This is a genomic window from Methylobacterium sp. J-118 (genome assembly GCF_057836565.1).
In genome coordinates, this window is sequence record NZ_JBYQFA010000002.1 from 37304 (window position 1) to 63061 (window position 25758).

At 65.1% G+C, this 25758-nt stretch carries 36 protein-coding genes; 17 read left to right on the forward strand and 19 right to left on the reverse strand.

The genetic code is table 11. The annotated features are described in order from the left end of the window. Nucleotides 1-134 precede the first annotated feature (134 nt). Nucleotides 135-452 (forward strand): hypothetical protein, encoded by a 318-nt coding sequence (locus AC3IF3_RS28830; RefSeq protein WP_489231445.1) that lies wholly within the window; start codon nt 135-137, stop codon nt 450-452. A gap of 202 nt (nt 453-654) precedes the next feature. On the opposite strand, the gene AC3IF3_RS28835 is transcribed toward AC3IF3_RS28830, so the two are convergent. The 6 genes from AC3IF3_RS28835 to AC3IF3_RS28860 all read right to left on the reverse strand — a co-directional run bounded on the left by AC3IF3_RS28835 (nt 655) and on the right by AC3IF3_RS28860 (nt 3206). Further along, a complete protein-coding gene (locus AC3IF3_RS28835; RefSeq protein ID WP_489220928.1) occupies nt 655-900 on the reverse strand; it encodes a hypothetical protein in 246 nt (81 codons plus the stop codon). Nucleotides 901-996: 96 nt separating this feature from the next. Next, a complete protein-coding gene (locus AC3IF3_RS28840) occupies nt 997-1251 on the reverse strand; it encodes a hypothetical protein (RefSeq protein ID WP_489220929.1) in 255 nt (84 codons plus the stop codon). Continuing rightward, the gene (locus AC3IF3_RS28845; RefSeq protein ID WP_489231446.1) at nt 1248-1991 is read right to left on the reverse strand and encodes a Crp/Fnr family transcriptional regulator; all 744 of its coding nucleotides are present in this window, start codon (nt 1989-1991) and stop codon (nt 1248-1250) included. Before AC3IF3_RS28845 ends, AC3IF3_RS28840 begins: the two co-directional genes overlap by 4 nt. 143 nt (nt 1992-2134) lie before the next feature. Beyond that, on the reverse strand, nt 2135-2263 hold the full coding sequence (locus tag AC3IF3_RS28850; protein WP_489231484.1) for a hypothetical protein: 129 nt from the start codon (nt 2261-2263) through the stop codon (nt 2135-2137). A gap of 156 nt (nt 2264-2419) precedes the next feature. Beyond that, nucleotides 2420-2980: a chemotaxis protein CheB gene (locus AC3IF3_RS28855; RefSeq protein ID WP_489231447.1), complete on the reverse strand. Its 561-nt coding sequence runs from the start codon at nt 2978-2980 to the stop codon at nt 2420-2422. Nucleotides 2981-2993: 13 nt separating this feature from the next. Continuing rightward, nucleotides 2994-3206: a hypothetical protein gene (locus AC3IF3_RS28860; RefSeq protein WP_489231448.1), complete on the reverse strand. Its 213-nt coding sequence runs from the start codon at nt 3204-3206 to the stop codon at nt 2994-2996. A gap of 694 nt (nt 3207-3900) precedes the next feature. Between AC3IF3_RS28860 and AC3IF3_RS28865 the strand changes: the two genes are divergently transcribed. The 6 genes from AC3IF3_RS28865 to AC3IF3_RS28890 all read left to right on the forward strand — a co-directional run bounded on the left by AC3IF3_RS28865 (nt 3901) and on the right by AC3IF3_RS28890 (nt 8183). Continuing rightward, entirely contained in the window at nt 3901-4119 is a 219-nt protein-coding gene (locus tag AC3IF3_RS28865) for a hypothetical protein (RefSeq protein ID WP_243968289.1), read from the forward strand. A gap of 79 nt (nt 4120-4198) precedes the next feature. After that, on the forward strand, nt 4199-5080 hold the full coding sequence (locus AC3IF3_RS28870; protein WP_243968288.1) for a cytochrome b/b6 domain-containing protein: 882 nt from the start codon (nt 4199-4201) through the stop codon (nt 5078-5080). After that, on the forward strand, nt 5077-6015 hold the full coding sequence (locus AC3IF3_RS28875; protein WP_489231449.1) for a molybdopterin-dependent oxidoreductase: 939 nt from the start codon (nt 5077-5079) through the stop codon (nt 6013-6015). The genes AC3IF3_RS28870 and AC3IF3_RS28875 overlap by 4 nt, the downstream gene beginning before the upstream one ends. 258 nt (nt 6016-6273) lie before the next feature. Beyond that, on the forward strand, nt 6274-6939 hold the full coding sequence (locus tag AC3IF3_RS28880) for a recombinase family protein (protein ID WP_489231450.1): 666 nt from the start codon (nt 6274-6276) through the stop codon (nt 6937-6939). Between the two features lie 204 nt (nt 6940-7143). Next, nucleotides 7144-7830: a ParA family protein gene (locus AC3IF3_RS28885; RefSeq protein ID WP_489231451.1), complete on the forward strand. Its 687-nt coding sequence runs from the start codon at nt 7144-7146 to the stop codon at nt 7828-7830. After that, nucleotides 7830-8183 carry a stability/partitioning determinant gene (locus AC3IF3_RS28890; RefSeq protein WP_489231452.1) on the forward strand — a complete coding sequence of 118 codons (354 nt, stop codon included), beginning with the start codon at nt 7830-7832 and terminating at the stop codon, nt 8181-8183. Before AC3IF3_RS28885 ends, AC3IF3_RS28890 begins: the two co-directional genes overlap by 1 nt. Nucleotides 8184-8607: 424 nt before the next feature. On the opposite strand, the gene AC3IF3_RS28895 is transcribed toward AC3IF3_RS28890, so the two are convergent. The 3 genes from AC3IF3_RS28895 to AC3IF3_RS28905 form a co-directional block, all read right to left on the reverse strand. Beyond that, a complete protein-coding gene (locus AC3IF3_RS28895; RefSeq protein WP_489231405.1) occupies nt 8608-8784 on the reverse strand; it encodes a hypothetical protein in 177 nt (58 codons plus the stop codon). 506 nt (nt 8785-9290) lie between these two features. Further along, nucleotides 9291-10373, reverse strand: coding sequence for a catalase family protein (locus AC3IF3_RS28900; protein WP_489231406.1), 1083 nt, complete (start codon nt 10371-10373; stop codon nt 9291-9293). 183 nt (nt 10374-10556) lie between these two features. Beyond that, nucleotides 10557-11075 (reverse strand): Ros/MucR family transcriptional regulator, encoded by a 519-nt coding sequence (locus tag AC3IF3_RS28905; RefSeq protein WP_489231453.1) that lies wholly within the window; start codon nt 11073-11075, stop codon nt 10557-10559. A gap of 99 nt (nt 11076-11174) precedes the next feature. On the opposite strand from AC3IF3_RS28905, the gene AC3IF3_RS28910 reads away from it, so the two are divergent. Both AC3IF3_RS28910 and AC3IF3_RS28915 read left to right on the forward strand, forming a co-directional pair. After that, on the forward strand, nt 11175-11465 hold the full coding sequence (locus AC3IF3_RS28910; protein ID WP_489231454.1) for a hypothetical protein: 291 nt from the start codon (nt 11175-11177) through the stop codon (nt 11463-11465). Nucleotides 11466-11603: 138 nt separating this feature from the next. Further along, nucleotides 11604-11906, forward strand: a complete 303-nt coding sequence (locus tag AC3IF3_RS28915) for a hypothetical protein (RefSeq protein ID WP_489231455.1) — start codon at nt 11604-11606, stop codon at nt 11904-11906. A 25-nt stretch (nt 11907-11931) separates the two neighbouring features. Here the strand turns inward: AC3IF3_RS28915 and AC3IF3_RS28920 are convergent, their stop codons facing one another. Together AC3IF3_RS28920 and AC3IF3_RS28925 are read right to left on the reverse strand one after the other, a co-directional pair. After that, nucleotides 11932-12195 carry a hypothetical protein gene (locus AC3IF3_RS28920; protein WP_489231456.1) on the reverse strand — a complete coding sequence of 88 codons (264 nt, stop codon included), beginning with the start codon at nt 12193-12195 and terminating at the stop codon, nt 11932-11934. Continuing rightward, nucleotides 12185-12610 (reverse strand): DUF5681 domain-containing protein, encoded by a 426-nt coding sequence (locus tag AC3IF3_RS28925; RefSeq protein WP_489231457.1) that lies wholly within the window; start codon nt 12608-12610, stop codon nt 12185-12187. Before AC3IF3_RS28925 ends, AC3IF3_RS28920 begins: the two co-directional genes overlap by 11 nt. A gap of 213 nt (nt 12611-12823) precedes the next feature. Here AC3IF3_RS28925 and AC3IF3_RS28930 point away from each other — a divergent pair, with 213 nt between their 5' ends. The 3 genes from AC3IF3_RS28930 (at nt 12824) to AC3IF3_RS28940 (ending at nt 13683) form a co-directional block, all read left to right on the forward strand. Beyond that, nucleotides 12824-12985: a hypothetical protein gene (locus AC3IF3_RS28930; RefSeq protein WP_489231458.1), complete on the forward strand. Its 162-nt coding sequence runs from the start codon at nt 12824-12826 to the stop codon at nt 12983-12985. A gap of 31 nt (nt 12986-13016) precedes the next feature. Beyond that, entirely contained in the window at nt 13017-13355 is a 339-nt protein-coding gene (locus AC3IF3_RS28935; protein ID WP_489231459.1) for a hypothetical protein, read from the forward strand. A gap of 61 nt (nt 13356-13416) precedes the next feature. Then, entirely contained in the window at nt 13417-13683 is a 267-nt protein-coding gene (locus AC3IF3_RS28940; RefSeq protein ID WP_489231414.1) for a hypothetical protein, read from the forward strand. A gap of 57 nt (nt 13684-13740) precedes the next feature. Here AC3IF3_RS28940 and AC3IF3_RS28945 read toward each other — a convergent pair whose 3' ends face one another. The 7 genes from AC3IF3_RS28945 to AC3IF3_RS28975 form a co-directional block, all read right to left on the reverse strand. After that, nucleotides 13741-14022 (reverse strand): hypothetical protein, encoded by a 282-nt coding sequence (locus AC3IF3_RS28945; RefSeq protein WP_489231460.1) that lies wholly within the window; start codon nt 14020-14022, stop codon nt 13741-13743. 138 nt (nt 14023-14160) lie between these two features. Continuing rightward, entirely contained in the window at nt 14161-14895 is a 735-nt protein-coding gene (locus AC3IF3_RS28950; RefSeq protein WP_489231461.1) for a hypothetical protein, read from the reverse strand. Between the two features lie 12 nt (nt 14896-14907). Next, nucleotides 14908-15366 (reverse strand): hypothetical protein, encoded by a 459-nt coding sequence (locus tag AC3IF3_RS28955; RefSeq protein WP_489231462.1) that lies wholly within the window; start codon nt 15364-15366, stop codon nt 14908-14910. A gap of 163 nt (nt 15367-15529) precedes the next feature. Next, on the reverse strand, nt 15530-17968 hold the full coding sequence (locus AC3IF3_RS28960) for a phage/plasmid primase, P4 family (protein WP_489231463.1): 2439 nt from the start codon (nt 17966-17968) through the stop codon (nt 15530-15532). Further along, nucleotides 17965-18198, reverse strand: a complete 234-nt coding sequence (locus AC3IF3_RS28965; RefSeq protein WP_489231464.1) for a hypothetical protein — start codon at nt 18196-18198, stop codon at nt 17965-17967. The genes AC3IF3_RS28960 and AC3IF3_RS28965 overlap by 4 nt, the downstream gene beginning before the upstream one ends. Beyond that, nucleotides 18195-18455 carry a hypothetical protein gene (locus tag AC3IF3_RS28970; protein ID WP_489220680.1) on the reverse strand — a complete coding sequence of 87 codons (261 nt, stop codon included), beginning with the start codon at nt 18453-18455 and terminating at the stop codon, nt 18195-18197. The genes AC3IF3_RS28965 and AC3IF3_RS28970 overlap by 4 nt, the downstream gene beginning before the upstream one ends. Before the next feature lies 1 nt (nt 18456). Continuing rightward, nucleotides 18457-18591 carry a hypothetical protein gene (locus tag AC3IF3_RS28975; protein ID WP_489231465.1) on the reverse strand — a complete coding sequence of 45 codons (135 nt, stop codon included), beginning with the start codon at nt 18589-18591 and terminating at the stop codon, nt 18457-18459. Nucleotides 18592-18712: 121 nt separating this feature from the next. On the opposite strand from AC3IF3_RS28975, the gene AC3IF3_RS28980 reads away from it, so the two are divergent. The 4 genes from AC3IF3_RS28980 to AC3IF3_RS28995 all read left to right on the forward strand — a co-directional run bounded on the left by AC3IF3_RS28980 (nt 18713) and on the right by AC3IF3_RS28995 (nt 24652). Beyond that, nucleotides 18713-19891, forward strand: coding sequence for a zinc-dependent alcohol dehydrogenase (locus tag AC3IF3_RS28980; protein ID WP_489231466.1), 1179 nt, complete (start codon nt 18713-18715; stop codon nt 19889-19891). A 429-nt stretch (nt 19892-20320) separates the two neighbouring features. After that, entirely contained in the window at nt 20321-22522 is a 2202-nt protein-coding gene (locus tag AC3IF3_RS28985) for a putative bifunctional diguanylate cyclase/phosphodiesterase (RefSeq protein ID WP_489231467.1), read from the forward strand. A 91-nt stretch (nt 22523-22613) separates the two neighbouring features. Continuing rightward, on the forward strand, nt 22614-23039 hold the full coding sequence (locus tag AC3IF3_RS28990) for a hypothetical protein (protein WP_489231468.1): 426 nt from the start codon (nt 22614-22616) through the stop codon (nt 23037-23039). Nucleotides 23040-23737: 698 nt separating this feature from the next. Further along, nucleotides 23738-24652 carry a manganese catalase family protein gene (locus tag AC3IF3_RS28995; protein ID WP_489231469.1) on the forward strand — a complete coding sequence of 305 codons (915 nt, stop codon included), beginning with the start codon at nt 23738-23740 and terminating at the stop codon, nt 24650-24652. 94 nt (nt 24653-24746) lie between these two features. On the opposite strand, the gene AC3IF3_RS29000 is transcribed toward AC3IF3_RS28995, so the two are convergent. Further along, nucleotides 24747-25049: a hypothetical protein gene (locus AC3IF3_RS29000; protein WP_489231470.1), complete on the reverse strand. Its 303-nt coding sequence runs from the start codon at nt 25047-25049 to the stop codon at nt 24747-24749. A 263-nt stretch (nt 25050-25312) separates the two neighbouring features. On the opposite strand from AC3IF3_RS29000, the gene AC3IF3_RS29005 reads away from it, so the two are divergent. Beyond that, nucleotides 25313-25675, forward strand: coding sequence for a low affinity iron permease family protein (locus AC3IF3_RS29005; protein ID WP_489220913.1), 363 nt, complete (start codon nt 25313-25315; stop codon nt 25673-25675). Nucleotides 25676-25758 lie beyond the last annotated feature (83 nt).

The following is a 25758-nucleotide window of genomic DNA, read 5'->3' on the forward strand; positions in this document are numbered from 1 at the left end:
ATGATCACACGGACCCTATTAGCTTTGACAGCATCAGGTCGCCGCCAACGTAGCTCCCCCCGCAACGGTTTAGCCGCTCTGACCGTTCATGGATCCCTTGAGGAATTCCTGCCGCCCTACGGATGCCTGGATCGATGCTGACGAAGCGATCTCAAGGAGATGATGAGACAGAGGACCCGGCCGGAGCGGGGCAAGCGCTGATGAAGGGAGAGGCTGTTGCCTGCGTCTTTGCAGAGCACGGCGGCGAGCTGAGTGGCCTCAGTCGCGAGACGCTTGCCCATGACCTCGCGAGGATCGTCGAACCGCTGCTGAGCACCTGCACGAACGCGGAGTGGATCGAGGCCATCAACGCTCGTCTTGACCTGCTGGAAGGCGACACCGACAAGCCAGGACCTCGGCTTGTGCGGTTCGAGGCAAACGGCGTCCCGGAGATGACGGCACCGGTGCGCTGAGGTCAGGCTGCGGTTCCCGCCCTTCAAGCGAGGCTTCGCGCCCTGTCGGAGCCCAAATCCAACCAGAACGGTAAGGGCAGAGGCGGATGAAAGCGCCGCCCTCCTCAGCCATAGCCGAGGGACTGGGACGGTATCGAGCCCCGCATCGTGTGATCAGATCGGGCGGCTGGCCCAGGGTGATCGACGTTGGCTCAGTGGTAGCTCACTGCTCCGAAGTCGGCCCTACCTCGGAGATCAGGCCAGCCGACAGCGCCTTTGTCAGCGCTCGCGCGATCACCTGCGTGATCGCTTCCGCCTCAACCGGCCCGACACGCTTGGTCGAGACCCGCCGATCAGGATCGCCGGTGAAGTAGACGTAGGCTGCGGACCGCCCAGCCGCATCAGTGATGCCGATGGCGCCGTTCAGCCGACGGATGCGCAGCGGGAGCGAGAGGCCGAGGTCGGTCATTCCTTCACCTCTGGTGACAGCAGGAGCCGCTACATCAACGAGATCGCGTCCTTGCGGCGGTAGGCTTCGAACGTCCCTCTCGGTTCCGCGGCCGTCCTAACTGTTGCCCCGCTTGGCGCTGAGATGCCGCTCGATCCAGGCCTGAGCCGCGTCCAGGTCCAAGAACAGGGGAGCACCGATCACTGCGGTCGGGCCGAAGCCAGCTTCCAAGAACCACAGGCCCACATCGGCACCGTGCTGGTCGGAGAGCCGAACCAGGACTGCCACGAGGAAGCCGTCCGCGAACACGAGTTGTCCGTTGCTGTCTTGACTGCTGGTGCGGACCCGCACCGGCTGAAGATGCAGGGTCATCCCGCCGCTCGCTTCCGCAAATGCAGGTAGGTCGCGTCGAACTCAGAGGCACGGATCAGCTCATCCCACGCCTTCACCACCAGGGTGTGCCGGTGCAGCGTGATCAGCCCGCGACCGCGCATATCCCGCAACACGCGGTTGATGTGGACGGGCGTCATACCTGTGGCATCGGCGAGATCGGTCTGAGTGATCGGTAGGGGGCAGCGGTGGTCACCCGCCAGACCGACCGCCTCCTGCTTCAGGTACAATTCGCATAAGAGGTGCGCCAAGTGCTCGAATGCCGGGCGGCGCCCCATGGCGATCAACCATTCCCGGAAGATCGCCGCGTCGATCAGCGTGTCACGCCAAAGCGTGGCCGCGATACCCGGGAAGCGGTTCGTGAGGTCGTGCATGCTCTCGTGCGGGATGAACGCGACCGTTGACCGGGTCATCGTCCCGAGGTTGTGGTCCATCAGTGGGATGTGCAGGCTCTGCAAATCCGGGGTGTCGCCCGCAATGTGGAACGAGAAGATCTGGCGCCGTCCCTCGCTCAGGAACTTGTAGCGATAGGCCCAGCCTTCCAGGATGACACAGCACTGAGTCGCGAGGTCGCCCTCCCGCACGATGTCCTGTCGGGCCGGCAGGGTCCGCACCCGGACCGGCAGGCTCTCGATCGCATGCCGCTCCTTATCGGAGAGGCGGCTGACGCTCTCCAGCTTGCAAATGAGCGGATAGAGGGCGTGGGGAAGCTTCGAAGCCATCGTGGCGTCGCCTCGCGTTGCAGGCGGAAGCGCATGGCTCTTCCAGGCGGCAGCACCTGTTTCAAAACGGCTGCCGATTTATCACGTGTACAGCCCATGTCAGCGCCACATGCGATCCTGGGATAGGATTTCTCGCGATTGCCTCAGGGCTTCACGAGCAGGACGTTCACAGCCTTGGCGAGAACGTGGACGGTGTCGCCCTCCTTGAGGCCCAACGCCTCCACCGAGTCGATCGTCATCACCGAGGACATCCGGTCGGTCGTGCCGACCAGTTCGACCTCGACTTAAGCCATCACGCCCCCGCGCTTGATCGCCGTCACCGTGGCGGGGATGTCGTTGCGGGCACCGTGCTTCGTGGGTCGTCCTTCTAAGGCCACTGACTTGGCCGGGTAGCTCAACCTACGCCAGAGCCACCGGCTTTTTGAGGCTCAGCGACCAACACAGAGAGCAGCAACGCGCTCAGCGAGCAGGTCGCTCGTAAGAGGTGCCTCAGGGTGATCGCGCCTCACCGCCGCTGAAGGCATCTCGGGGAATTCGGCTTCTTCCAGGTCCTGGACCAAGCCGAGGCCACCGTGCGCCGTGATCACTCGCATCCCCTCGGCGCCGTCACTGTTCGCCCCACTGAGCACGACCCCGACGACGCGCTCGCCGTAGGTTTCGGCCGCTGAGATGAACAGGGGATCGGCGGCCGGACGCGCGAAGTGCACCTTGATCCCCTGATCCAGACGGATCGCACCGAAGCGCAACCGCATGTGGTGGTCGGGTGGCGCAACGTAGATATGGCCACGCTCGATCGCCTCCCCGTGGCGTGCGAAGGCTACCGGAAGATTGCCACGTTGGGTGAGGATGTCGGGGAGGCCGCTTCGATGTGTCCCGATGTGCTGGACGATGAACACGGAGGCGCGACACGTGCTGGGCAGAGCCTCGACGATCCGCATGAGCGGACCGAGGCCACCGGCGGAGGTGGCGATGACGATGATTAGGCTCATCTCATTGGGACAATCACCGTAGCAAGTGCTGGTTCAGTTCCCCTGATGACAGAAGACGCGCGATCCATCGTGCCACGACGATCAGAAGCGCGAGCATCAAGAGTAGTGCGGTCGCCGCCAGCTTGGCGCGAACCCACCAAGAATATTTCTCAGCCATCGACGGCAGATCTACAGAGAAGGCTGCTGGATGAAAACGTGGATCTAGGCAGATCGGCCGGGCGGCCATATCATCACGGCTCGCCCGGCCAGCCTGTTATCGGATCGGGCGGCGGGGTCGAGCCTGCCTCGCCGATTGTCATCCCGTTGGCGTACCTCCAGTCACGGCACCAGATCTGAAACTCGATCGTCTCGCCCCTCGTAAAGGGCAGATGACTCGTAATCATCTGCTCCCGGTGTCGTACCTTACCTCTCGGTCCACTCGTGTGAACGTAGTGCCCTGCACCGCCCATGCGGGATGCTTCCGATGGATCATTACGTCGGTTGACGGCCAGCGATTGGAGCAATCGTCCTACTCTTATGCAACAGCAGCCGGGGCGCGAGCGGTCGGCAATATGCGGCGGCGTGAGATAGATGCGAAGGTGTAACCACCTCTAAGCTCTCTCCCCACGTCATCAAAGCCTTAGCCTCCAACCCCTACAGAGCACAGGTAGTTCTGGAGAGATCAGCAATGGTCAAGCTCACCTCTGATGCAAATTAGAAGCTGCGCAATAAAATCACGTCAAATGATGCTTCCATAAGCCCGCTATAAATTTGACTCCTCGTTTGAAACTTATTCGGCTCGCCGTTCGTACAGAGCTGTTTTGCTCAGTTTTACTCCAATGCACAGATCGAAAAGACGATTTTATTTAGGAACTTAGGTGGGATACCGGGGCTTCTCCGTAGGTTCGGGTGGGATATCCGCCCTATCTGGGAGATTTTAGATGAAAAATATGACACTCGCGCTCGTCGCCGTGCTGTTTGGCGGCTTTGCCCTCGGTGCAGGATCCGCATCGGCTGCGCCGATGTCTGTTAATGGCCTCCAGTCTGATGCTGGCATCACGCAAGTCCGGATGATGCACGGCGACCGAATGATGATGAAGAAGCGCATGATGCGGAAGCGCATGATGAAGAAGCGCATGATGATGAAGCACGGCATGTGATTTTGAGGCGCTCTGCGCTTCCGGAGGTCCCAATCCAGGGGCCTCCACCCTTGTCAAAGACCGCTCTGAGGGAGTCCGTTTGCCTCGAACCTACCTGACACGCTCGGCGCCCGACACTGGCGAGGTCGAGACACGACGCTGGATGTTCCGGCACCCCGCCGTGATCCGGGCCACCCATTGGGCCAACGCGCTCTGCCTGCTCGTCCTGCTGATGAGCGGTTTGCAGATCTTCAACGCGCATCCAGCCCTTTACTGGGGCAAGGCATCGACCTTCGATGCGCCACTGCTGGCGATGTCCTCGACCGAGGACGACCCGCCCAAGGGCGTGACCACGGTGCTGGGTCGCGCCTTCGACACGACCGGCTGGCTCGGCTCCTCCGCTGGAGCCGACGGCGAGCCCGCGGATCTTGGCTTCCCGTCCTGGCTGACCCTGCCGAGCGACCAGGACCTCACCGGCGGCCGGAGCTGGCACTTCTTCTTCGCCTGGGCCTTCGTCCTGAACGGCACCCTGTACCTGTTCTACGGTCTGCGCAGCGGGCAGCTGCGCTTCCGCGTCGTTCCGCAGCGCGACCAGATCCGGCACTTCGGTGCTTCGATATGGGAGCACCTGACGCTGCGCTTCCCGCAAGGGGATGAAGCCAAGCGCTACAACGTCATCCAGAAGCTCACCTACGCCCTCGTGCTGTTCGTACTCCTGCCCGTGCAGGTGCTAGCGGGCCTGGCGATGTCGCCGGCCATGGACGCCGCGTTCCCGTTCCTGCTGACCCTGTTCGACGGACGGCAGTCAGCCCGCACTGTCCACTTCGTCATGGCGGCCTTGCTGGTCCTGTTCGTGGTCGTTCACGTCGCCCTGGTTCTGCTCTCGGGCTTCTGGAACAATATGCGTGGCATGCTCACCGGCTGGTTCGTGATCGACCGCAAGGTCGAGCCGGCACCCGTTACCGGGAAGACCCGGGCATGAGCCGCTTTCTGAGCCGACGCGTCCTCCTGACAGGGGCTTCCGCCGCGGCTGCGACGGCTATGCTCGGCGGGTGCGACCGCCTGGGCAACGCGGAATGGTTCAAGCGCACGCTGAAGACCGGCGAGGACGCCAACCTGTTCGTCCAGCGGCTGCTGCTCACCAACCGGACGCTCGCACCGGAATACGCCGACGCCGACATCTCGCCGGTGTTCAAGCCGAACGGAACCGAGGACCCGCCGGACAAGGGCTACAAGGCCCTGGCGAAGGGCAAATTCGCCAAATACCACCTGGAGGTCGGCGGCCTCGTGGAGGCGCCCTTCAGGCTGTCCCTGGCCGAGCTCCGCACGCTTCCCGCCCGCACCCAGGTCACCCGGCACGATTGCGTCGAGGGGTGGAGTGCCATCGGCAAGTGGACCGGGGTGCCGCTCGCCGACCTTTTGACCCGGGCCAAGCTGAGGCCCGAGGCGCGCTTCGTCATGTTCCACTGCGCCGACACCATGGACCAGGGTGGCGATGACGATCGTGAGGACGACGGCGCCACAGATGACAGCGGTTCGCAAGAAGAGGCGCCTGCCGGCAATGCCAACCCGAACATGACCAAGCAGTCGGGCGGTGGCGAGAGCAAGAAGGACTCGGGCGGCCAGCAGGCGTCGGAAGACACCGCGGCCAGCGGCGGGTCGCCGGTCCGGTACTACGAGAGCATCGACCTCGTGGACGCCTTTCACCCGCAGACGATCCTCGCCTACGAACTGAACGGGCAGGCGTTGCCGGTGGCTAACGGTGCGCCCCTGCGCCTGCGCGTCGAGCGCAACCTCGGCTACAAGCAGGCCAAGTACGTCATGCGCGTCGAGGTCGTGGAAAGCTTCGCCCATATCGGCGAGGGCAAGGGCGGCTACTGGGAGGACCAGGGCTACGCTTGGTACGCCGGCATCTGAGCCGAAGGATCGGACGTGAGATGCGCAACCAGATCCTTGCCAGAAGGGTCTGTAAGCGAGCCCGATGCAACAGGCCGGGACCAGCCGTTGAGCTGCATCCCGGCCTCGCGCACTCCCGACCGCACCGCGGCGGATAATCCTGAGATGGGCTCGAGACCGGTTCCGGGAAGCCGCTGTGTGTCGCCGGCGTCCTCGCGGGTCTGTGTTTCATCCGGTTAAACGTCCGTTCGATCGGACGTAACACCCAGCGAAATCAGCATGGCTTCCGCTTTCGTCTCCTATCTGCGCGTCTCGACGGAGCGGCAGGGTCGATCCGGCTTGGGGCTGGAGGCGCAGCGGGGGGCCGTAGCCGACTTCCTCTCGGGCGGCTCCTGGCGCCACGTGGCCGAACTGGTCGAGGTGGAGAGCGGGTCGCGGGACAACCGCCCTCGCCTCTCGGAAGCCATGGCGCTCTGCCGGCTGCACGGGGCCACGTTGGTTATCGCCAAGCTCGACCGGCTCTCCCGTGACGCGGCTTTCCTCCTGAACCTGCAGAAGGCTGGCGTGCGGTTCGTGGCGGCCGACATGCCGGAGGCCAACGAACTGGTGGTGGGCATCATGGCCGTGGTCGCCCAGGCCGAGCGCAAGATGATCTCGGCCCGGACCAAGGCCGCGCTGGCGGCCGCCAAGGCGCGGGGCGTGCGGTTGGGTAAGCCTGAGAACCTGTCGAACCGCGAGGCCGGCCAACTACGCGGGCGGGAGCGACAAGCGTGGCGAGCAACGGAGCGAGGCCAGGACCTAGTGCCTGTCATCGCGGCCATGCGATTGGAGGGTGCCGTATCGCTGCGCCAAATCGCGGCGGCGCTGAACGCGCGGGGCATCCCGGCGGCCCGCGGAGGGGCGTGGTCGGCCGCTCAGGTCCATAGAGTGCTGGCAAAGGCGTGAGATTGCCGAGTGTCGCATCGACTGCTTGGCGGTCATCAAGCTACTAGATAGCTGTCAGCTACCTAAAGATATCAGAAAGCTACCTAGTAGCTGTAAGTTACTTGATGGGAATCGGCTAGCTATCATCTAGCATAAGTTATCTGTTAGCTACCTGTTAAGCTACGCATGACGTCCTGCGTAGAGGCATCCGAGCTAGGAGGAACCATGCCCGTCATCGCCTTTGCCAACCCAAAGGGCGGGTCTGGAAAATCGACCAGCGCGCTGCTGTTGGCGACCGAACTGGCCACCAAAGGAGCGTCCGTCACTATCATCGACGCTGATCCGGAGCGCTGGATCAGTCAGTGGGCAAAGCTACCCGGCAGGCCTGAGAACGTTATTATCATCAGCGATGTGACTGAGGAGAGCGTGGTCGACGCCATTGATGCTGCTGAGCGCGACGCTGCGTTCGTAATTGTCGATCTGGAAGGCACGGCTAGCTTGTTGGTAGCCAATACCATCGGCATGGCTGATCTGGTGGTGATCCCGACGCAGGGATCCAGCATGGATGCGAAGGGCGCGGCCAAGACCATCCGCCTTATCCGCAACTCGGAGAAGCTGTCTCGCCGGCGGATCGCCCATGCGGTCCTGCTCACGCGCACGGGGGCAGCCGTCACCTCCCGTGCTCTGCGCAACGTACAGGAGCAGCTGCAGGCCGGTGGCATCGCCATGTTCGAGACGGCGATCGTTGAGCGGGCCGCTTTCAAGGACTTATTCGATTTCGGCGGTACGCTGGCGGGGCTTGCAGCAGCACAGACGGGTAATCTCGAAAAAGCGATCCAGAACGCCCGCGAATTCGCGGGGGAAGTGGTGTCGAAGCTCAAAGCAGCTGCGAACGAAAGGTCGGCAGCGTAATGGCTAGCAAAGAGCGCGCTTCGCTCGGGTTCGGCGATGAGCTCGACGATATCGACCCGTCGGCCTGGGCAAAGCCGAAGCCGCGCGACGACAAGCCTACAGCTGAGGCAACGAGGCAGGCGGCTGAAGCCACCGGTTTCCGAAGCCGAGAACCTGTCAGAAGCGAGCCATTTACGGCGACGACCCGGCAACAGCGCCGACGCCGGACGGGTCGGATAGCCCAGCTGAACCTCAAGCTGAAGCCTGAGACGATCGAGACGTTCACCCAAGTCGCCGACGCGAACGGGTGGGGGCTCGGCGAGGCGTTCGAGCGCGCTGTCGAATTACTGGAGCAGAGCACCGCAAAAAAATGATAGCTGGTAGCTACCAGCTTGCCTAGACAGGTACTCTCTCCCGCATCATGGATCAGTCGGGCCACCGGGATCCGCGGACGGTCGTCGGGTACATTCGCCGGGCCAACGCCTTCAAGGGGCACTCGGGGAGCGGGTTCCTGTGAGACGCAGGACTTGCTAGACGCCGCCGCGCTTCAATCCTCTGGCGTGACGCAAGTCCCCATGAAGGCCTTACGCTCCGGCCCTTCCCTCAGCTTCTGAGCCTCCGCCCGCTGTCGGCAGCGGTCGAGTACCGCCGGATCAACCGCAGATGCCGCTTCCTCACCGGCGGGCGCACCTGAAGCGGGTTTCGCGGGCGACTCGGACGTGCGCTGTGCGTCGGCTGCCCTAGGAAGGCAGGCGAGGGTAGCCAGAGCGGCGAGAACCGCGAAAGAGCGGCGCATGATCAAGCCAGGCCGTCATCGGCTGCCTTGTCCGGATCATCGGGCGTGCGCTCGGCATCCTTCACCGGATCCTTGCTCTCGGGCTCGCTGCCGGTCGTCGGGTCCGGCACGTTGACGTTCGGGATCCGCACCGTCGGCGGCACCACGCTCACACCCGGTGGTTTGTCTGTCTCAGCCATGACCATGCCGTCCCTCGTGGCGCCTGTGTCGTCGCGCGGATCAGCGACCCGCCCGACGTCTGCTTTGAAGGTCACAGATCCTGCGCGATTGGCAACCACGGTAGACAGACGGCGATTGCCTCAACCTCGATCAGCGCCGCGATCTGCTCATTTGCCGCCGCCGCCACCCTGGGGCAGGGGCCGCTCCGGCTGGCCGGCATTTCCACCAGCTGCAGAGTTGTTCGTCACAGTGTCAGCCGGCTGCCCGGTCGGCGTCCCCGTCACGGTGCCCGGCGCACCGGTCGAACCCGGCTGAGGTGCGGCTACGCCAGTTGCGCCCGGGGCTGTCCCGGGTGGGGTAGCCGCTGGTGCCTGCGCGAACGCTGCGCCTGAGAAGAGCAGCATGAAAGGGATAGCTGTGACGAGGGTGCGCTGACGCATCGATGCCTCCGTGCCGAAGAACGCCGGTAACGCGTATGTGAGCGGGATGGTTCGCGATACTTCGGAAGCCTGATCGCGCAAGTTCCTCACGCTGGGATGCGGTCGATGCTGGCGGTGTCCTCGGCGGACACGCCGTTCTCGCGGTGGCGGAAGTCGGAGAGCGCCCGATAGACCTGCAGCCGCGCCCGCATCACCGAACCGAGCGGCCGGTGCACCGCGAGGCTGTGCGCGGGTCGGAAGGTCATCACCTCGTCGAAGTATCGCGCCCGCTCCGTTGAATAGGCGTCTTGGCTCGGCAGGCGCAGTGTAGCCACGGTCCGGTAGGGGCTTACCGAGACAGGCCAATCGACCGACGCGTCCTCGATAGGTTGCCTCTCGGCGTCGGCCCAGAGCTGGGCCTTCAGCTCGAACACCACATCATGCTCGCGGAAGAAGTCGATTGCCGCGTGGCGGAAACCGTCCTCGTCGACGTGTGGGTCGAGCCGCCACTCGGATAGGGCGCGCTGTGCCTCGGCCGTGGGAACGGCCGCGAGCTTGGCCACGTAGTCGCCAAAACGGATCGGAGCCTGGCTGAAATAGCTGTCGGCTAGGGGATGGCTGTACGGATGGCCGAAGAAGTCGGCGAACGCGCTCTCCGTCCCGAACGCGTGCAGCACCCGATTGAGATTGCGCATGGTCGACGAGACCGCGCTCTTGACCCCCTCCGGCAGCGCGGTGGACTTGCCGATGACCGTGCCGTCGCGCAGGAAGCCCGCCGCCGTACCCGAGGGGAAGGTGGTACCAGTCGCGAGCACGAAGTCCTGGGTATCAACGGCATGGCCGGGCAGCTTCTCGCCGGGGACGTCGAACACCTTGATGGACATGCCGCGATGGGTCGAGACGCGGTCGCCAAGTGTCTCGCCCGGCCCCTGCGCGAAGCGCACCGCGACGGGGTGGAGGCCGGGGCTGGAGAACAGCCCTTGGGCCAGTTCCGGCGGTAGGCCGGGGGCGATCGTGAACTCGCCGGTGACGCAGGCCGAACTCTTGGCGTGGCTGGCACGGACCGCATGGTGCTCGCGCTTCTCGACCGTCTCGGACTGCTGCGTCATGCCCTTGATGATGCCGTCGATCGTCGCCTGCTCGTCTGGAGCTGGCTGCTCGATGTCATGGGTGTAGCGCAGGTAATTCATTCTTGGGCTCTCACGCGCGGTTCTTTGGATGAAGTTCCGTGCGCATGGCCAAGTTCCTAATCGTCCGCTCCGGCTGGAGACGTGGCGCTCACTTTCACGGCGCTGATGCACCATTCAGCATCGCGTCGTAGTCGGACGCTAGCTGATGCAAGCCGGAGGGAACAGGCAGCTCCCCCCTACGCCTCAAGCCTCAGGGCTTCCCTCAGACTTCCGCGGCCGACCGGCATGCTTTAGCTTGTCGGAGACGGTCGCCACGGGCTCAGCGGCCTTCGCGGCCGCCTTCTTGCGCTGGCTGCCGAGGCCGAGGCTCTTGGCGAGTGCGGAGCGATGCGCCGAGTAGCTGGCGGCCGTGGAGGGGTAGTCCCGCGGCAGGCCGAAGTGCTCCCGGTACTGCTCGATCGTCATGCCACTCTTGCTGAGATGCCGCTTCAGGGTCTTGTACGGCTTGCCGTCGATGAAGCTGATCAGCGCGTCCGGCGTGATCGACTTGCGGATCTGGGCGGCTGTGAGCTTCTCAGTGGTAGGAGCAGCAAGTGCGCCGGCATTACCAAGCCCCGTGAGTGCAGCGTGCGTACTGGCGATCAGCTCCGCCATGTCGGCAGGCCGTACCGAATTCTTGGACACGTAGGCCGATACGATGCCAGCCGCCAGCTCAATAAAATTGGCGGCCTGGGCCTCAATGTTTTCAACGTTCTCGCTCACGATGCACCTGATTTTGAGTAAGACATAACGATCTATCGGTGCGCGGCAAAACGCAATACGATATGCTGAAGAAGTTCTCTTCTTGTAGGCACCTCCGAGATGATGCCGAGCCCCGACCTTGAGCGGTTCGCCACGCTGATCGCCGATAACGTCGTCTCTGCCGTCGAGCGCAGTCGGGATGGGTTACCCTTTCACCCGACCATACGTGTGACCGTCGTGTCCGTCTTGGTGCGCAGCCTTCTGCCCGTCCTACCTACTGCCTCCAGCGACGACCTCGCAGCAGCGTGCAATCGTGGGCTCGAGGATGTGGTCGGCGCGATCGGGATCGGCGGCCCGCACGTCGAGGCGATCGATCCAAGCGATGGGGCGGTGACGATGCGGGGCGTCTGAGCGGACCGTCGGTGCAGAAGATTTCATTAACTATATGACCGGCACCCTGCTCATTGTCAGCCTGCAGGTGCCGCCGTGAACCGAGCTTATCCCGTCAGCGCCGAAGATCCGGCCGGTGATTGCCCGGTCCCGATCGACATGCTCAACCGCCTCTACCGCGCAGGGCCCGAGGCATTGTCTGATCAACTCGGCGGCATCCCCGAGACGACACGCGCCCGGCTCGCGATCTATCTCTACGGGCGCAGCCACACCCGCCACCTCGGGGTGCAGATCGCCGCGACCTGCGAAGGAGCCAGCCTACGCCGTGTGGCCGGGTTCGTCGGCAATGCGCTCTACGATCTCTCCCGACAGAACCCTGCTGCGTGGTCGGATGCTATCCCGTCGAACGGTGGCAAGCGCGGGGTGAGCCTGGCGGGGCTGCGAGCTGCGGCATCAAGCTGACACACGGGCTGAGCACTCGGCCACTCTACTGCGTCGCCTTCTGCCGCTGCTGGATCTGCCAGTCCGCGATGAACGCCTCGATCTGGCCGGCGAGGTCCTTGTCGGCCGGGTGAGGGGATGCCTCCAGGCCCAGCACCATGGCACCGAAGGACGGCCACTCCGTCACCATGGAGTTCAAACCGTCCACGATTTGGCGGTCGAGTTCGGCATCGGACAGGCTGGAGAGTGCGCCGAACCGGGGGTTGGCCTCCAGCTTGGCGAGCCGGGCTTCCAGGAGCTTAGAGTACATTTCCCATCACTTCCTCGATCCGGGCGAGGCGTCGGTCCAGGTCTACCGCCTTGATCGCCTCAACGTGCACACCGATCGCCGTGCTGACATCCCGGGCTTCGCTGGGTGTCAGGTCGCCGTCGGCAACCGCCTGCATGAGCTTCGCGGTGGCGATCGGCACGTCCGCGATCTTATCGATCGCCGGCATGTCGAACTGCACCACGCGGTCTTTCCGGGGCGGGCACAACCGGTCGAGGCAGAGACGCAAAGCGGGTCCGTCGCCATCCAAAGCCAGCTCGACGGCCTTCCGGGTCAAAGCCTCGGCCTCACCGTCCAGGATCGCCTCGACGGCCTGGGTGGTTCGGTTACGGGTGCCCTTGGCCTTTCCGGTAGGATTACCGCTCTGCCCGGGCTGAAACTTGCCTCCGTCGCTCATAGCCTATCCTATCGCGTCCCGATCATAGACTTTATCTATCGTAATGGTTCCAGCTCCGTCACCTGCAAATGCAGGCGGAATGCAGGTGTCCGCCTCCTGCAGCATCGTGTCTCGGGCGCTCTCGGCCAACGCCTGCAGGGCGGCGACGGTGGCTTCGTGTCGGATCTCGTCTGTCTTCCCAGCGTTGCTCCCCATCAATGGAGCAGGTCCGGTATGAACCTCGTCACCCTTCTGCTCATCATCCTGATCCTCGCAGCCCTCGGCGGCGGTGGCTACGGCTACTATGGCGGCGGCTACAACGGCATTGGTGGGATCGGCCTGGGGGGCATCCTGATCATCGTACTGATCGTGCTGCTGGTAACCGGACGGCTCTGACGCACTCGGGTGAAGGCAAAGAGTGGATCCGGTGGATACGAACGACCTGCCGCCAGTGCTGGCAAAGCTGCTCGCGCCCTGGTTGGCGGCCATCGAAGTATCCGAACCTGGCATGGGTGATCACGTCACGGCGATCGCCGCACACTCCTTCATGAGCTTGCTCCACAGGATCGAGCTGACACCTGCACTGGAGCGAGCGCTCGTCAATGCGCGCGCGGCCACTGACACGCTAGCGACGACCCTGGACCGGAAGCGTGCCGTACCGTTGCGGGTTCGCAGAGCGACGCGTCAGGCGATAGCCACCCTGATCGAAGCTCTGCGCGATACCGAGCCCAACGCCGTCACCAAGGAGCTAGGGCTGGGTTGGTAGCCAACCGGTCGGAACGTAGGCCGGCCAAGCTCGTTACCGGCCTAGCTTTGGAGGATCGGACGTGAAGCACATCATCGCTGGAGGGCTGCTCGCGGTCGGACTGCTCGCTATCCCGAGCGTGCCAGCAATCGCGCAGAGCATCGACATCGGGCCGGGCGGCGTGCGGGTCGATCCGCGCTCGCCCCGGGAACGTGAGGCTGACGAGATCCGCCGAGAGGATCGGCGAGAAGAGTTCCGTGAGGAGCGACACGACGCGATCCGCCGCGAGGAGCGCCGTCGCGAGTTCGACGAGGATGGTCCGCCCCCGCCTCCGCGCGATCGGTACTGAGATTGATAGATCGGTAGCCACAGCGGGGTGCGAGCCCCACCGATTGTCTGTCCGGCGTTAGGTACGTTCCCTCCCGTTGGGTCCCGGTAGCAGATCGGCCCAAGCCGCTCGCAGGATCGCGGTGCGGGCGTCGGCACGCTCGGGGTCCGCCGCCGCGGCTGCATCCATCAGCCTATCCAGGGCAGCGAGACCGCCAGCGGCGTCCGCCTCCAGGCCGGCACGGAATAGAGCGGACCGGAAGGCGATGGCCGCCGGAGCGGCCGGGCCGTGGCGCTCGATGCCCTGGATGAGGGTGAGGATGCTGGCCGGCGTCGGTGGATCGGGGAGAGCGGCAATCACGGCGCCTGCCTCCCGATCCCGGCCCAGGCCACGCCCTGCACACTCTGCTCGCTCACGGGCGCGCACGCGCGCGAGGCCGAGGTGCGGCTGGGATGGGGGAGGCGGTCGGGGTTAGGCTTGCGGGGCATGGCGGCTCCTTCAGGCAGCGGGGCTACGGGCGGGGCGGCGGGGCGACCTCCCGGACCGGGGCTCGCCGAGGTATTTCCGCAGGTGGCGGCGAGCGGGGGTGCTGCGGACCTTGGCGGCTCGCCATGCCGGTGGCGATGGGAAGATCGTCAGCATCTCGACGTGCTCGGCCGGCCGCTCGTCGAAATCGCCGCTCGGCTCGTCACCGTAGAAGCCGCGGATCTCGTAGCCGGCGCGCGTCTTCCAGGTGAGCGGGCCGCATTCGATGGCGGTTCGGTTCGTGTGAAAGGATAGGATGTCGTCTTCACACCGACGCTGCGCGCGCCAGTAAACGACCAGATCCGACCGGGTGAGGAGGCGTTGAGCGCCGAGCCGTGGGGCCAAGGCTTGGCAAATCGGCCCGGCGTCGACCGCGAGACCGCACCTCTCCAGCATGATGAGGAAGCGGGCGAGATCGACCACAGACACGCGCGGCAGGCCTTCAGCGTCGCGGGCTCCACGGGTCGGGCGCTCGAACACGTCCTGCGTCGGGATGCCGAATACGCGCATCAGCTCGCGCGTCGTCACCTGCCACAGGCGGGGGTCGGTCTCGATCAGCAGGGTTTCGATCTCGAATACCGTCACCCAACCATCGGCGAGGGCGCGGCGCACGATGCGATCGGCCGCCGGGCCGGGCGGTCCTGGCTCCTCACGATACAAAGCGTTGTGCAAGGCTGAGATGAAGCGGCCGGGGGCGATGATGTCCATGTCCCGCATCCCTCACGCCGTCGCCTGAACGGGGTCGCGTCGCGACCACTGCTCCTCGAACTCGGCCTTGAAGGCCTCGACGCTCTCGTACTCGCCGTTATGGTCCCAGCATCGACCGTCCGGCCCGACGATGGCGAAATCCTCCATCCGGCCTCCGGGCGTGATGGGCTCCAGAAGGTTGTCGGGGCCACCGCGTGAACGGAAAGCTACGACCGGCATCAGATGATAGGTGACGGCCCGATCTGGCTCAGAAGTATCGGGCGTTACCGCACGCAAAGCCTGGTAGCCGGCGGGCGCCGGGATGATGCGGTCCTGCTGGTTACTCAGCCACTCGGTGTCAGCGTTCACGGTTAGCGTGTCGCCATTCGTGAACTTGATGATCGACCGAGGCGTGCCGCTGACGGTAGGTGCTGGCTCGATCCAGAGGATCTGACTGGCGTTGATGAGTTTGCTGCCAATCTCAATGAACATGGTGACTTCCTCGAAGCGGGGGTGAGCAGTGAGCGCGTGACCTGCGCGCCTACCATGAGGCGGGTGAGGCGCTTTGAGGCGGCAATTCCGCAAACCCCTCATGCGTGCGTGCGTGCGCGTATGGGGGTGATGCGGAAACGACGCCTCAAAGCGCCTCAGCGCCTCAGAACTCGCTCGCGGCATGGCCGGCCCCTCGGGTGGCGTCGCGGCGAAGCTCGATGCCTGAGAACCCTCTGGCCCGCCCCCCGGCAGGGGTCGGGACGTTTTTGACGATAGGGAACTGTCGCTTCTGGAGGGCCTGCGAGAAGGCACGTTCGGTCCCAACCGGCTCGCTGCTGGCTCGGGCGTAGTCCGACCACGAGCCGAACAGCTCGTTGGTTGTGGCCTTTCGATAGGGATTGGCCTTGTCGACGACGCACGCCTCGTCGAGCCACTGGCCGAACACGTCCTGCTCAGCGAAATACTCGGCGGTGGCGCCCGAGACGACATCGGGCCGGGTGAGGCCGTTGGCCTGCCAGTCGAGACACCCGACGATCAGCCAGCGCAGGATCGACGGCCATTCGGCCCTCAGCTTCACCTCAAGCTGCTGATCGGCTACCGCGGGCTTGAAGTTGAACGGCAGCAGGTTGAACCGGCGCCGAGCCGCGTCGTCGACCGTCGAGAGGCTGGGTTTGTCGTTGCCGATGAGCAGGAGCTTCAACACCGGGTCAAACTCGAACTCGTCCTGGCGCATGTAGCGGGCGCGCATCCTGTCGCCGCCGGTGAGCTGCTTGATCCGGCTCTCGGCCCACTGGCGGCCCTGCTCGGTCTCGGAGGCCGTGACGAGGCGTTTGCCGCGCAGGGCCGCGATCTCGGTGGGGTGACGGTCGTACTTGGAGGCGGTGAACGTCTCCATGGCCGCCATCATCGCGTAGTCGGCGAGGATGCCGCTGAGCACGCGGATCAGGACGCCCTTGCCGTTCCCGCCGCCGCCGTAGGCGAAGCACAGCGCCTGCTCGCGGGTGTCGCCGGTCAGGCAGTACCCGCCCCACTGTTGGATAAACCGGATGAAGCCCTCGTCGCCCTGGGTGACATCGCCCAGGAACCGCAACCAGGTCGGGCAGTCGATCATCTCCGTGGGCTCGACGGCGGCGAGCTTCGTGATCCCGTCGCGCGGATCGGCCGGGCGCAGGTCGCCGGTGCGTAGATCCACCGTGCCGCCGGGCGTGCCGAGCAGGAACGGGTCACGGTCCCACGCCTCGGCGGTGACGGCCAGCGCCTCGTCGCCTCGGGCGAACCGTTCGACGCCCGAGGCGAACGTGACCTTGCGGACCTCTTTGAGGACCGAGTCCTTGGCGCCATCCGAGGTCTCGCGGCCGAGACGCCGCGCGTACTGGAACGCGACGTCGGTCTCGTCGCGCTGCCAGTGCTCCCCGCTCCAGCGGAACCATCCACCGGTGTGGTGGCAGTATCGGAGCTTGCCGGAGAACCGCTCCGCGAACACCCGGGCGACGCCGTCCTGTGTGACCACGCCTCCGTCCAGCTCGGCTGCCTGCGCGAGGTCAGCCTGATCGCTGCCGCGCCCCCCGCCGCCGGTGTTCTGGGGCCCCCTACCCCCTTGCGCCGAGCCGCCGGACCGCGCTCGGCGCTCGGGGAACTCGCGAGGCTTGGCGGCCCCTGACGTCAGTCCGGACTCGATGGTCGCGAGCGCGGCGTGCTGGCCGTCGTCCTGAACGAGGCCGCTCGCCACCGCAGCGTCGTAGAGGCGGCGGGTCGCCGTGCCGGCATCGAGACGCCCGGCGCCGACTAGCGTGCCGAGCTTGAACGCGGCGGTGTTCAACGCCTTGTTGCGCTGGCCTCGCGGCGCGGTCGCGACCGCTGCACACTCTTCCTCGACGGCGCGGGCGATGTAGCTGTCTGGCACCTCATCCATGAAGATGCGCGAGCGCGCACCGTTCGGCGGCGGCGGTGCTGCCTTCTCGCTGGTCTTTCTCGGCTCGGGTGGAGGTACCGGAGCGGGCTCGGGCTTCCTGAGGAGGTCGAGCAGCCAGTCGGGCGCGGGCTCGTGCTGGAACGCCAGTTCGGGGCGCTCAAGGCGATATTCACGGCCGTCAGCCATCCGGCTCGGTGGGGCGATCACGTAGCCACCAGCCCCGCGCACGTCGATGCCGGGCGGCAGGCTGCCGGGGCTGTTCGTGATGGTGATGTCCGCCGGGTAGGCGAACAGGAGGTGCCGCCCGCCGCGAGGGCTGACGTGCGCGTGGGTGGTCGGCACGTAGTCGTGTGCGGCCGCCAGATCGCGCCAGGCTGCGAGCCCGTCCGGGTCTCCCGGCTCCTTCGGCACGTCGGGGTCAATCGCGAACACACCGGCCTCGGGGCCCATGCGCAGCCCGATCATGGCGCGCGGGTACTTGCGCCACCACTCGCGGATCTGCGCCTCGTCGCGGGTCGCCTTGTTGAGGCCGCCGGTCTTCGGGATCGGCTTGCCGTCCGCATCCTTGTCCCGCGGGACGAGCGGTTGCTTGTCCATCGGGTCGCATGGGAACACCGGGAAGCCGCGGCGGGCGTAGGCGAGTGCATGGTCGACCATGCTGGCAGAGGGCTGGAATTCGTTGGCCGTCATTCTGCCGGCCCTCCTTCACGGTGTGAGGATGAGGTACGGCGATGGTGCTCGGCGTAGATGCGATAGCCCTCTTCGAGGGCCACCACGTCGAGGGCAACGCCGAGCACCCCGTTGCTCGCGTCTTGGAGGGCCTGGGCGATCTCATAGAGATCATCGAGGCCGGTTTCAGCGAGAGCGACCGCCCTCGGGATGCCGACGATGGTGCCGATGATGCTGCGGGCGATGGTCATGCCGCCTCCCCGCGCTTCACGGTTTCGGGGCGGGCGAAGGCCGAACACCAGTCGTTGCCGAGCACGTCAGGCCACAGGGCGTCGCCGGTTTTCTTGTCCCGGCGCGGAGGCTTGGCGCGGCAGTCGCCGCGGGGCTGCTCGCCGATCGCACCAAGGACCCCACGGCCGCCGTAGACGTAGGCGGTGCTGGTCTGGGCGAAGTGCTGGCACCAGGCGCAGGCCTTGGCCTTACGCGGAGGTTTGATGAGGCGCTGCATGTCAGGCCGCCTCCCCGCGCTCGCCCGGCTGGGTGGGCTCGAAAGCCCGGCACCAGTCGGTCGCCGTCACGATCGGCCACGCCGCGTTGGTTGCACCGATCTCCTCGGGGTCGCGCGCGGGCGGGTGTCGAGGCAATCTTGTGCTCCTGTCACAGTGCCGCTTCCTCACATCAGCGAGAAAGAGGCTCTTCGACCGGGAACAGCCCGAGTTGCAGACGGCTATCCCTGCAGTTTGTACCTGCAGGAGAACGGGTCCGATGAAAGCACTCACGTGGCAGAGCCGAGGCAAGATCACCTGCGAGACGGTACCCGACCCCAAGATCGAGCACGGGCGCGACGTCATCATCAAGGTCACCGCCTGCGCGATCTGCGGCTCCGATCTGCACCTGATGGGCGGCTTCATGCCCACCATGGAATGCGGTGACGTCCTCGGCCACGAGACCATGGGCGAGGTCATCGAGGTCGGGAAGGACAACCAGAAGCTCAAGGTCGGCGACCGCATCGTCGTGCCGTTCACGATTTGCTGCGGCGAGTGCCGCCAGTGCAAGTGGGGCAACTGGAGCTGCTGCGAGCGCACCAACCCGAATGGCAAGATGCAGGCGGAAACCTACGGCTACCCGCTCGCTGGGCTGTTCGGGTTCTCGCACATCACCGGTGGCTTCGCCGGCGGACAGGCCGAGTACCTGCGCGTGCCCTATGCCGACGTCGGCCCCATCGTGGTGCCCGAGGGCCTTACCGACGAGCAGGTGCTGTTCCTCAGCGACATCTTCCCAACGGCCTACCAGGCTGCCGAGCACTGCGACATCGGCCCGGAGGATACCGTCGCAATCTGGGGCTGCGGTCCGGTCGGCGTGCTCGCTGTGAAGTGCTGTTACCTGCTCGGAGCCAAGCGTGTCATCGCGATCGACAGCGTCCCCGAGCGGTTGGCGCTCGCCCGTGAGGCCGGTGCCGAGACCATCGATCTCGGCAGTCAGAACGTGCAGGACACGCTGATGGAGATGACCCATGGCCTCGGGCCCGACTCGGTCATCGAGGCAGTCGGCATGGAGTCTCATGGGGCGGACACCACGCTTCAGAAGGTATCTTCCGCCATCATGGAGCACACCGTCAGCCTGGAGCGGCCATTTGCGCTGAACCAGGCAATCCTGGCCTGTCGCCCCGGTGGCAATGTCTCGATGCCGGGCGTCTTCGCCGGGCCGGTCGGGCCGGTGGCGCTCGGCGTTCTGATGAACAAGGGTCTGACCCTGAAGACGGGCCAGACGCACATGGTCCGCTACATGAAGCCGCTGATGGAGCGTATCCAGAAGGGTGAGATCGACCCCTCGTTCATCATCAGTCACCGGTCCACGAACCTGGAGGATGGCCCGGCGCTGTACGACATGTTCCGGGACAAGAAGGACAACTGCACCAAGGTCGTGTTCAAGCCACACGGTTGAGACTGAGCTCGAGCCGCCCCTTGTGATCAGGAGAGGGGCGGCTACCGAGCTACCGCACGTGCTGACGTTACCCTCTCTGCGCCCGACGTCGTGCCAAATTTGGCGTACAGGGCAAGGCACAAGCCCCGATCTCTCAGAGTACGGCCACAGGTGCTCTGCGTGCCCGTGTCAGCCGCTGATAGGGAGTAACGGGGGAGTGCTGGGGTCAGGGATCAGCCGCTGATCTAGAACGGCGTTACCTCTACATTCTTCAGGCTCGCGGACCTGGCTCGATCGCTTCCGTAGGCCTTCAGGTTTGTAGACCCTCTCCCTGCGCTTACAGCAGGTGTTGCGGTGTCTAGTACAGTGCCAACGCCGCACCGCACTGTAGGGGTTCCATTAACAACCTAAGGGCACAACAGCAGACGAACGCAATCTCGGGTCCCTGCTGTGCGGCTTCCCTCAATCCTCGTCGCAGAGGACGCGCGCATCGCCGCGCTGGCTCAGTACGATCTCATCGACTCAGCGCCAGCACCAGCCTTCGCTCAGATCGTCGCCCTGGCCGCACGCTTGTTCCAGGTCCCGACTGCGTTCGTCTCTCTGCTCGACCGCGACCGTCAGGTCTTCCACGCCAAGGTCGGCCTTGACCTGTGTGAGACGGACCGAGAGGTGGCGTTCTGCTCGCATACCATCACGCAGCGTGACGCCCTCGTCGTCCTCGACACCGCCCTCGATCCACGCTTCCACGACAACCCGCTCGTCACCGGACCGCCGTACATTCGCTTCTACGCCGGCATCCCGCTGCACGCGCCTTCAGGCCATGCCGTCGGTACGCTCTGCCTCGCCGACACGCGGCCGCGCAACAGCTTCTCCGACGCCGACCGGCAGATCCTGCAGCAGCTATCCGATCTTGTCCTCGACCGCATGGAGCTGCGCCGGCTGGAAGTTGCCGAGCGAGCAAGCCAGTCGCGCTTCGTCCAGATCGCAGCGACTTCGCCGGACGGCATCGTATGTGCCGATGCAACGGGCCACATCACCTTCTGGAATGCCGCCGCCGAGCGGATGTTCGGGCACAGTGCCGCCGAAACGATTGGGCAGCCCATCGACCTGATCGTGCCCGAGCGGATGCAGGGTGGTCATGGCGGTGGCCTGCACCGCGTCGCCGGCGGGGGCAAGCCCCGGCTCCTGGGCAAGACGGTAGAGCTGCCAGCTCGTCATAAGGACGGGACCGAGTTCCCGATCGAACTGTCGTTGTCGCGCTGGCAGGAGGAGGGGCGGGCCGCGTTCGGCTCGATCATGCGCGACATCCGCGAGCGGCGCGCCAATGAGGACCGTCTGTTCCGCCTCGCCCACCTCGATCCGCTGACCGAACTGCCTAACCGGGCTGTACTGTGCGAGCGGCTGACCGAGATCGTTGCCGCCGCACGTACCGTGTCGGTGCTGATGTTTGATCTCGACGGCTTCAAGGAGATCAACGACAGCCACGGGCATGCCACCGGCGACGCGGCGCTCAAGGCGATCGCCGCCCGTCTGCTGGCATGCGTTCGCCCGATTGACACGGTCTCTCGTCTAGGCGGGGACGAGTTCGTACTGCTCATGCCCGACACTGCCGATCCGCTGCGGGCGGCCGAGGTGGCGGATCGGATCATTGCTGCTGTCGCGGAGCCGTTCGAGCACGAGGGTCAGACGCTCCGCCTCGGCACTAGCGTCGGCATCGCCCTGGCCCCGACCCACGGCGAGAGTGCGGACGACCTGCTCTCGTGCGCGGATCTGGCCCTGTACCAGGCCAAAGGCGACGGTCGGCATTGCCACCGGCTGTTCACCCCCGTGCTGCGGCAGCAGGCACAGCGCCTGCACACCTGCCGCGACGAACTGGGTCGGGCCGTCGAGCGCGGTGAGTTCGTGCTGTTCTATCAACCGCAGGTACGCCTCAGCGATGGTGTGCTGGTCGGGGCAGAGGCGTTGATCCGGTGGCAGCACCCGGAGCGAGGTCTGCTCGTGCCTATGGCATTCCTCGACGCGCTGGATACCAGCCGGTATGCCGCCCAAGTCGGCGACTGGGTGCTGCGCACCGCCTCTGAACAGGCCGTGATATGGCGCAACGCGGGAACACCTGAGTTCCGGATAGGGGTGAACCTGTGCAGCGCGCAGGTCCAGCGCGGCGATCTTGCTGAGACGGTCCAGGCGATCCTACAGGACACCAACTTGCCCGCTGCTGGCCTCGAACTGGAGATCACCGAAAACATCGTACTACGCCACGATGCCGAGGTGATCGCAGCGTTGCGCAGCTTACGCACGGCCGGGGTGGGCATCGCATTCGACGATTACGGCACCGGCTACGCGTCGCTCAGCCTGCTCAAACGCTTTCCGTTGACCCGACTCAAGATCGACCGCTCATTCGTGACCGGCATGCTGGCCTCGCACCAGGATGTAACGATCGTGCGGGCGATCCTGCAGCTTGGGTGTGGGTTCGGGCTCGCGGTGATCGCCGAGGGCATCGAGACAGAGGCGGAGTATGCGCGTCTGCGCGAGAAGGGTTGCCAAGAGGGACAGGGCTACTTGTTCGGCAAGCCGATGCCCGCAGACGTGTTCGCAACTCGGTTCGGTCTCGGAGTCCGGCAAAAGGCGGAGGCTACATCGGCCGCCGCCTGATGTCCCAAGCGAGGCAGGCTGTAGCGTTTATCCCGGCACAAGCCCCTTAGCGCTACGCTTTTTTCACGCCGGGTGGCACAGTGCGGCCACCATGCCGATCCGGCCCGAGCACCGCTTCTTCTATCCGATCGACTGGGCGCAGCTCTCGGCCGTGATCCGGTTCGGCCGAGCGAGAGGCTGCTGTGAGGGCTGCAGACGGCCGCACGGGCGGATGATCTATCACCTCGGCGATGGCCGCTGGTGGGACGCGGACGCGGGACGATGGCGCAATGGACGGGGCAGGCGGATCCGTCTCGGGCTGGGTGCCGACATCCTCGGCCGCGCTCGCCGGACTTGGGTCGTTCTAGCTGCCGCGCATAGGGATCACGATACCTCGAACAATGCGGACGCCAACCTCGCGGCCTTTTGCCAGCGCTGCCACATGATCCACGACTGGCCGGAGCATCAGAGGCGGCGCTGGCGCACGCTGTTCCGGCGGAAGGCACTCGGTGACCTGTTCGGGGGCCCCTATGCTTGAGACGACAGCGACGTGACCGTGTGCATCATCGGCACCAAGAGGCGGCACCACACCACCGGATAGGACCCTTATCGATGGCGCCTGTTGTCGTGGGATCAGCGGACGGCAGGTGCGCGATCGCTCGTTCAGTAGGCCTGTTAGCCTCCATCAGCATCACGGCCGAGAAGCAGCAGAGCGCCAGGGCGGCAATCCAGAGAACGCCTCTCAGGGTTCGGGTCGTTCGCTTGGACATATCGACGACGGTGACGGTCGTCGGTTAGCGAACCCTTGCACGCTCACGATGCGTCCGGCGAGCGCTCGGGACCGGACCTGCGCGCCGGCGATTGTCGAGGGCCGTGAGCCGGCGCTTGCGGTCTCCAGTCCCGCCGCCACACCGACCCTCATGCGACTGCCCGGCCAAGGCTTCACGGGCGAGCCCCGAGGAACTGGCTCGGACCCGCCTGTCGTCGCGTGCTCGCCCGCTGCGCGCCGTTTGGTGTCGCGAACGCCTCGGGCGCGCGTCCGGGGGAGGCAGGTGCTGTAGCAGCCGGCCGAAGCGGTGTCGCCTGTGTCAGCCCGTCCTTAGGACCTCCCTGCCCAAGCGCTCGGCCTCCTCCCGCCACGCATCACGTTCGATCTGCATTCTGCAAAGCGCGGGGAACGATCAACCGCGCAAACAGATGCCTCAGGGCGCACCTCGCGCGAACGGAGCTTCCCGCATGTTCATGAAGATCGACCGCCTGCTGACGGAGCTGCCAGAGCCGAAGAAGCCGGAGCCCAACGCGGCCGCCGCCCTACAGGAGCTGCTCGGTGGCAAGTATGGCGAGATGTCGACCCTCGGGAACTACATGTTTCAGAGCTTCAACTTCCGCAACAAGACCAAGCTGCGGCCATTCTACAGCTTGGTGTCGAGCATCTTCGCCGAGGAGCTTGGCCACGTCGAGGTGGTCTCAAACGGCATCGCCCTGCTGAACAACGGCCCAGGCAATCCGAAGAAGGACGTCGACATCTCCAAGGCGCCGTTCGCCGAGATGCAGGACGTGCGGCTCGCCGGCAGCTTTTTGTCGAACGGCGGCGGCGCGATGCCGATGAACGCCAACGCCGCGTCCTGGAACATGGACATGGTGACGACGACCGGGAACCTGATCATCGACCTGCTGCACAACTTTCACTTGGAATGCGGCGCCCGCATCCACAAGCTGCGCGTCTACGAGACCATGACGGAGCCCACAGGCCGCGAAGTGTGTGGCTACCTGCTGGTGCGTGGATCGCTTCACGCCCACGCCTACGCACTGGCCCTGAAAAAGCTCACCGGCGTCGAGATCGAGAAGATGTTGCCGACGCCCAACATCGACCTCAGCCGCGTGCCAGAGTGCCAGAAGTATCTCGCCGAGGGCAAGCATCGGCGCCTATACACCTTTAGTCCGGACGACTACGCCGAAGCGGCTGGCGTATGGTCAAACGACGAGGTTGCTCTGCCGGGCGATCCGCCGGGGAACCTTGAGGTGGTCGACGGCGCTCCCGAGGGTGGCAAGATCCCCGAACTCGACGGCAACTACGGCGCGTTCGCGCCGGATTACGCGCCGGAGGAGATCTTCGAGATCGCCAGCAAGCTCTACAAGAAGGGCCGCTAAGCCCTCTATGTTCGTGGACAGCAGCCAGACCCTTCACAGACTGGTTGCAACATTGAGGTGGCCCCGCGGATCCAGACCGCGGGGCAGTCGGCGGCTACTTGCCGCTCGGCGCAGCACCGCTTCCGGTGGCGCCATTGCCGGTGCCGCTACCGGCGGGCGCACCGGGTGTGCTGACGGGCGGACCACCGGTGGTGCCCGGACCCGTGCCCGTGCTCATCGTACCTGTGCCCATCGAGCTGCTACCGCCCTCCATGGACTTTTCCGAGCTGCTCTTCACCGAGCCCGGATTGTTCATGTTGCCCTCGGCGCTGCCACCACCGGCCGCGGTCTGAGCGACAGCGGCACCGGAGACCGCCAGTGTGAGCGCGGCCGCTAAGGTCAGTGTCTTCATCGACATGGTGCTTTCCTCCAGACAGATCAGTTCGACCGGTCCAGGGCTGAACGTCGTCGCGTTCGATATCGTTCAAGCGCCAGAGATGATCTGATCCTCGATCGGCCGGTACATTAGAGGCGACGCTGGCGTGCGCTGTTCCAGCGCAAGGCGCTCGGAGATCTGTTCGGTGGCCCCTACGCCTGAGTCGACATAGGGGCACATGATCATTCTGGAAACATAATCGCGCTATCTCACTTGGCGGCTCGACGAGCTGAGCTCGAGGATTGATGCTGGATCGTCCGATCATTGGCCTTGCCGTGTGGCTTTCAAAGCCCGTCGGCTTCCTGACGACCTGCTTCACCGTCGCTGCTGGTCTGGGCGCCGGCTTCGTCCTCAGCTTCAACGATCACTGGGCGCTCGTCTTCAACCTGTTCCTGTCCATCGCTGCCATGCTCTTGGCAGGTGTCATTCTGGTGGCCGGCGCTCGTGATACCGCCGCTATCCAGATGAAGCTGGATGAGCTGATCCGAGCCGTCGAAGACACCGATGAACGTCTTATCGGGGTTGAGGAACGGAGCGCCGAGGAGCTGGCGCTGATCAGGCAGGACCGGCAGCCTTCCTCGCACGCTCCAGTCGATACTGAGGCTTGAGGCTCGGGAGCGCGGTGTTGCTCGCGTCAGCTCCTTTTGAGCGCTATTGGCGATGCCACCATCGTTGCGGCTGCCGCTCGAAG

Excerpts from the sequence above, each read along its gene's own strand:
- AC3IF3_RS28845 (WP_489231446.1), bottom strand. The coding sequence starts at position 1,991 with ATGGCTTCGAAGCTTCCCCACGCCCTCTATCCGCTCATTTGCAAGCTG.
- AC3IF3_RS28910 (WP_489231454.1), top strand. The coding sequence starts at position 11,175 with ATGATGCCGAGCCCCGACCTTGAGCGGTTCGCCACGCTGATCGCCGAT.
- AC3IF3_RS28900 (WP_489231406.1), bottom strand. The coding sequence starts at position 10,373 with ATGAATTACCTGCGCTACACCCATGACATCGAGCAGCCAGCTCCAGAC.
- AC3IF3_RS28835 (WP_489220928.1), bottom strand. The coding sequence starts at position 900 with ATGACCGACCTCGGCCTCTCGCTCCCGCTGCGCATCCGTCGGCTGAAC.
- AC3IF3_RS28980 (WP_489231466.1), top strand. The coding sequence starts at position 18,713 with ATGAAAGCACTCACGTGGCAGAGCCGAGGCAAGATCACCTGCGAGACG.
- AC3IF3_RS28830 (WP_489231445.1), top strand. The coding sequence starts at position 135 with ATGCTGACGAAGCGATCTCAAGGAGATGATGAGACAGAGGACCCGGCC.
- AC3IF3_RS28990 (WP_489231468.1), top strand. The coding sequence starts at position 22,614 with ATGCCGATCCGGCCCGAGCACCGCTTCTTCTATCCGATCGACTGGGCG.
- AC3IF3_RS28885 (WP_489231451.1), top strand. The coding sequence starts at position 7,144 with ATGCCCGTCATCGCCTTTGCCAACCCAAAGGGCGGGTCTGGAAAATCG.
- AC3IF3_RS28890 (WP_489231452.1), top strand. The coding sequence starts at position 7,830 with ATGGCTAGCAAAGAGCGCGCTTCGCTCGGGTTCGGCGATGAGCTCGAC.
- AC3IF3_RS28970 (WP_489220680.1), bottom strand. The coding sequence starts at position 18,455 with ATGCAGCGCCTCATCAAACCTCCGCGTAAGGCCAAGGCCTGCGCCTGG.
- AC3IF3_RS28960 (WP_489231463.1), bottom strand. The coding sequence starts at position 17,968 with ATGACGGCCAACGAATTCCAGCCCTCTGCCAGCATGGTCGACCATGCA.
- AC3IF3_RS29000 (WP_489231470.1), bottom strand. The coding sequence starts at position 25,049 with ATGTCGATGAAGACACTGACCTTAGCGGCCGCGCTCACACTGGCGGTC.
- AC3IF3_RS28840 (WP_489220929.1), bottom strand. The coding sequence starts at position 1,251 with ATGACCCTGCATCTTCAGCCGGTGCGGGTCCGCACCAGCAGTCAAGAC.
- AC3IF3_RS28965 (WP_489231464.1), bottom strand. The coding sequence starts at position 18,198 with ATGACCATCGCCCGCAGCATCATCGGCACCATCGTCGGCATCCCGAGG.
- AC3IF3_RS28875 (WP_489231449.1), top strand. The coding sequence starts at position 5,077 with ATGAGCCGCTTTCTGAGCCGACGCGTCCTCCTGACAGGGGCTTCCGCC.
- AC3IF3_RS28920 (WP_489231456.1), bottom strand. The coding sequence starts at position 12,195 with ATGTACTCTAAGCTCCTGGAAGCCCGGCTCGCCAAGCTGGAGGCCAAC.
- AC3IF3_RS28915 (WP_489231455.1), top strand. The coding sequence starts at position 11,604 with ATGCTCAACCGCCTCTACCGCGCAGGGCCCGAGGCATTGTCTGATCAA.
- AC3IF3_RS28855 (WP_489231447.1), bottom strand. The coding sequence starts at position 2,980 with ATGAGCCTAATCATCGTCATCGCCACCTCCGCCGGTGGCCTCGGTCCG.
- AC3IF3_RS28955 (WP_489231462.1), bottom strand. The coding sequence starts at position 15,366 with ATGTTCATTGAGATTGGCAGCAAACTCATCAACGCCAGTCAGATCCTC.
- AC3IF3_RS28865 (WP_243968289.1), top strand. The coding sequence starts at position 3,901 with ATGAAAAATATGACACTCGCGCTCGTCGCCGTGCTGTTTGGCGGCTTT.
- AC3IF3_RS28880 (WP_489231450.1), top strand. The coding sequence starts at position 6,274 with ATGGCTTCCGCTTTCGTCTCCTATCTGCGCGTCTCGACGGAGCGGCAG.
- AC3IF3_RS28860 (WP_489231448.1), bottom strand. The coding sequence starts at position 3,206 with ATGGCCGCCCGGCCGATCTGCCTAGATCCACGTTTTCATCCAGCAGCC.
- AC3IF3_RS28925 (WP_489231457.1), bottom strand. The coding sequence starts at position 12,610 with ATGAGCGACGGAGGCAAGTTTCAGCCCGGGCAGAGCGGTAATCCTACC.
- AC3IF3_RS28995 (WP_489231469.1), top strand. The coding sequence starts at position 23,738 with ATGTTCATGAAGATCGACCGCCTGCTGACGGAGCTGCCAGAGCCGAAG.
- AC3IF3_RS28950 (WP_489231461.1), bottom strand. The coding sequence starts at position 14,895 with ATGGACATCATCGCCCCCGGCCGCTTCATCTCAGCCTTGCACAACGCT.
- AC3IF3_RS29005 (WP_489220913.1), top strand. The coding sequence starts at position 25,313 with ATGCTGGATCGTCCGATCATTGGCCTTGCCGTGTGGCTTTCAAAGCCC.
- AC3IF3_RS28930 (WP_489231458.1), top strand. The coding sequence starts at position 12,824 with ATGAACCTCGTCACCCTTCTGCTCATCATCCTGATCCTCGCAGCCCTC.
- AC3IF3_RS28895 (WP_489231405.1), bottom strand. The coding sequence starts at position 8,784 with ATGGCTGAGACAGACAAACCACCGGGTGTGAGCGTGGTGCCGCCGACG.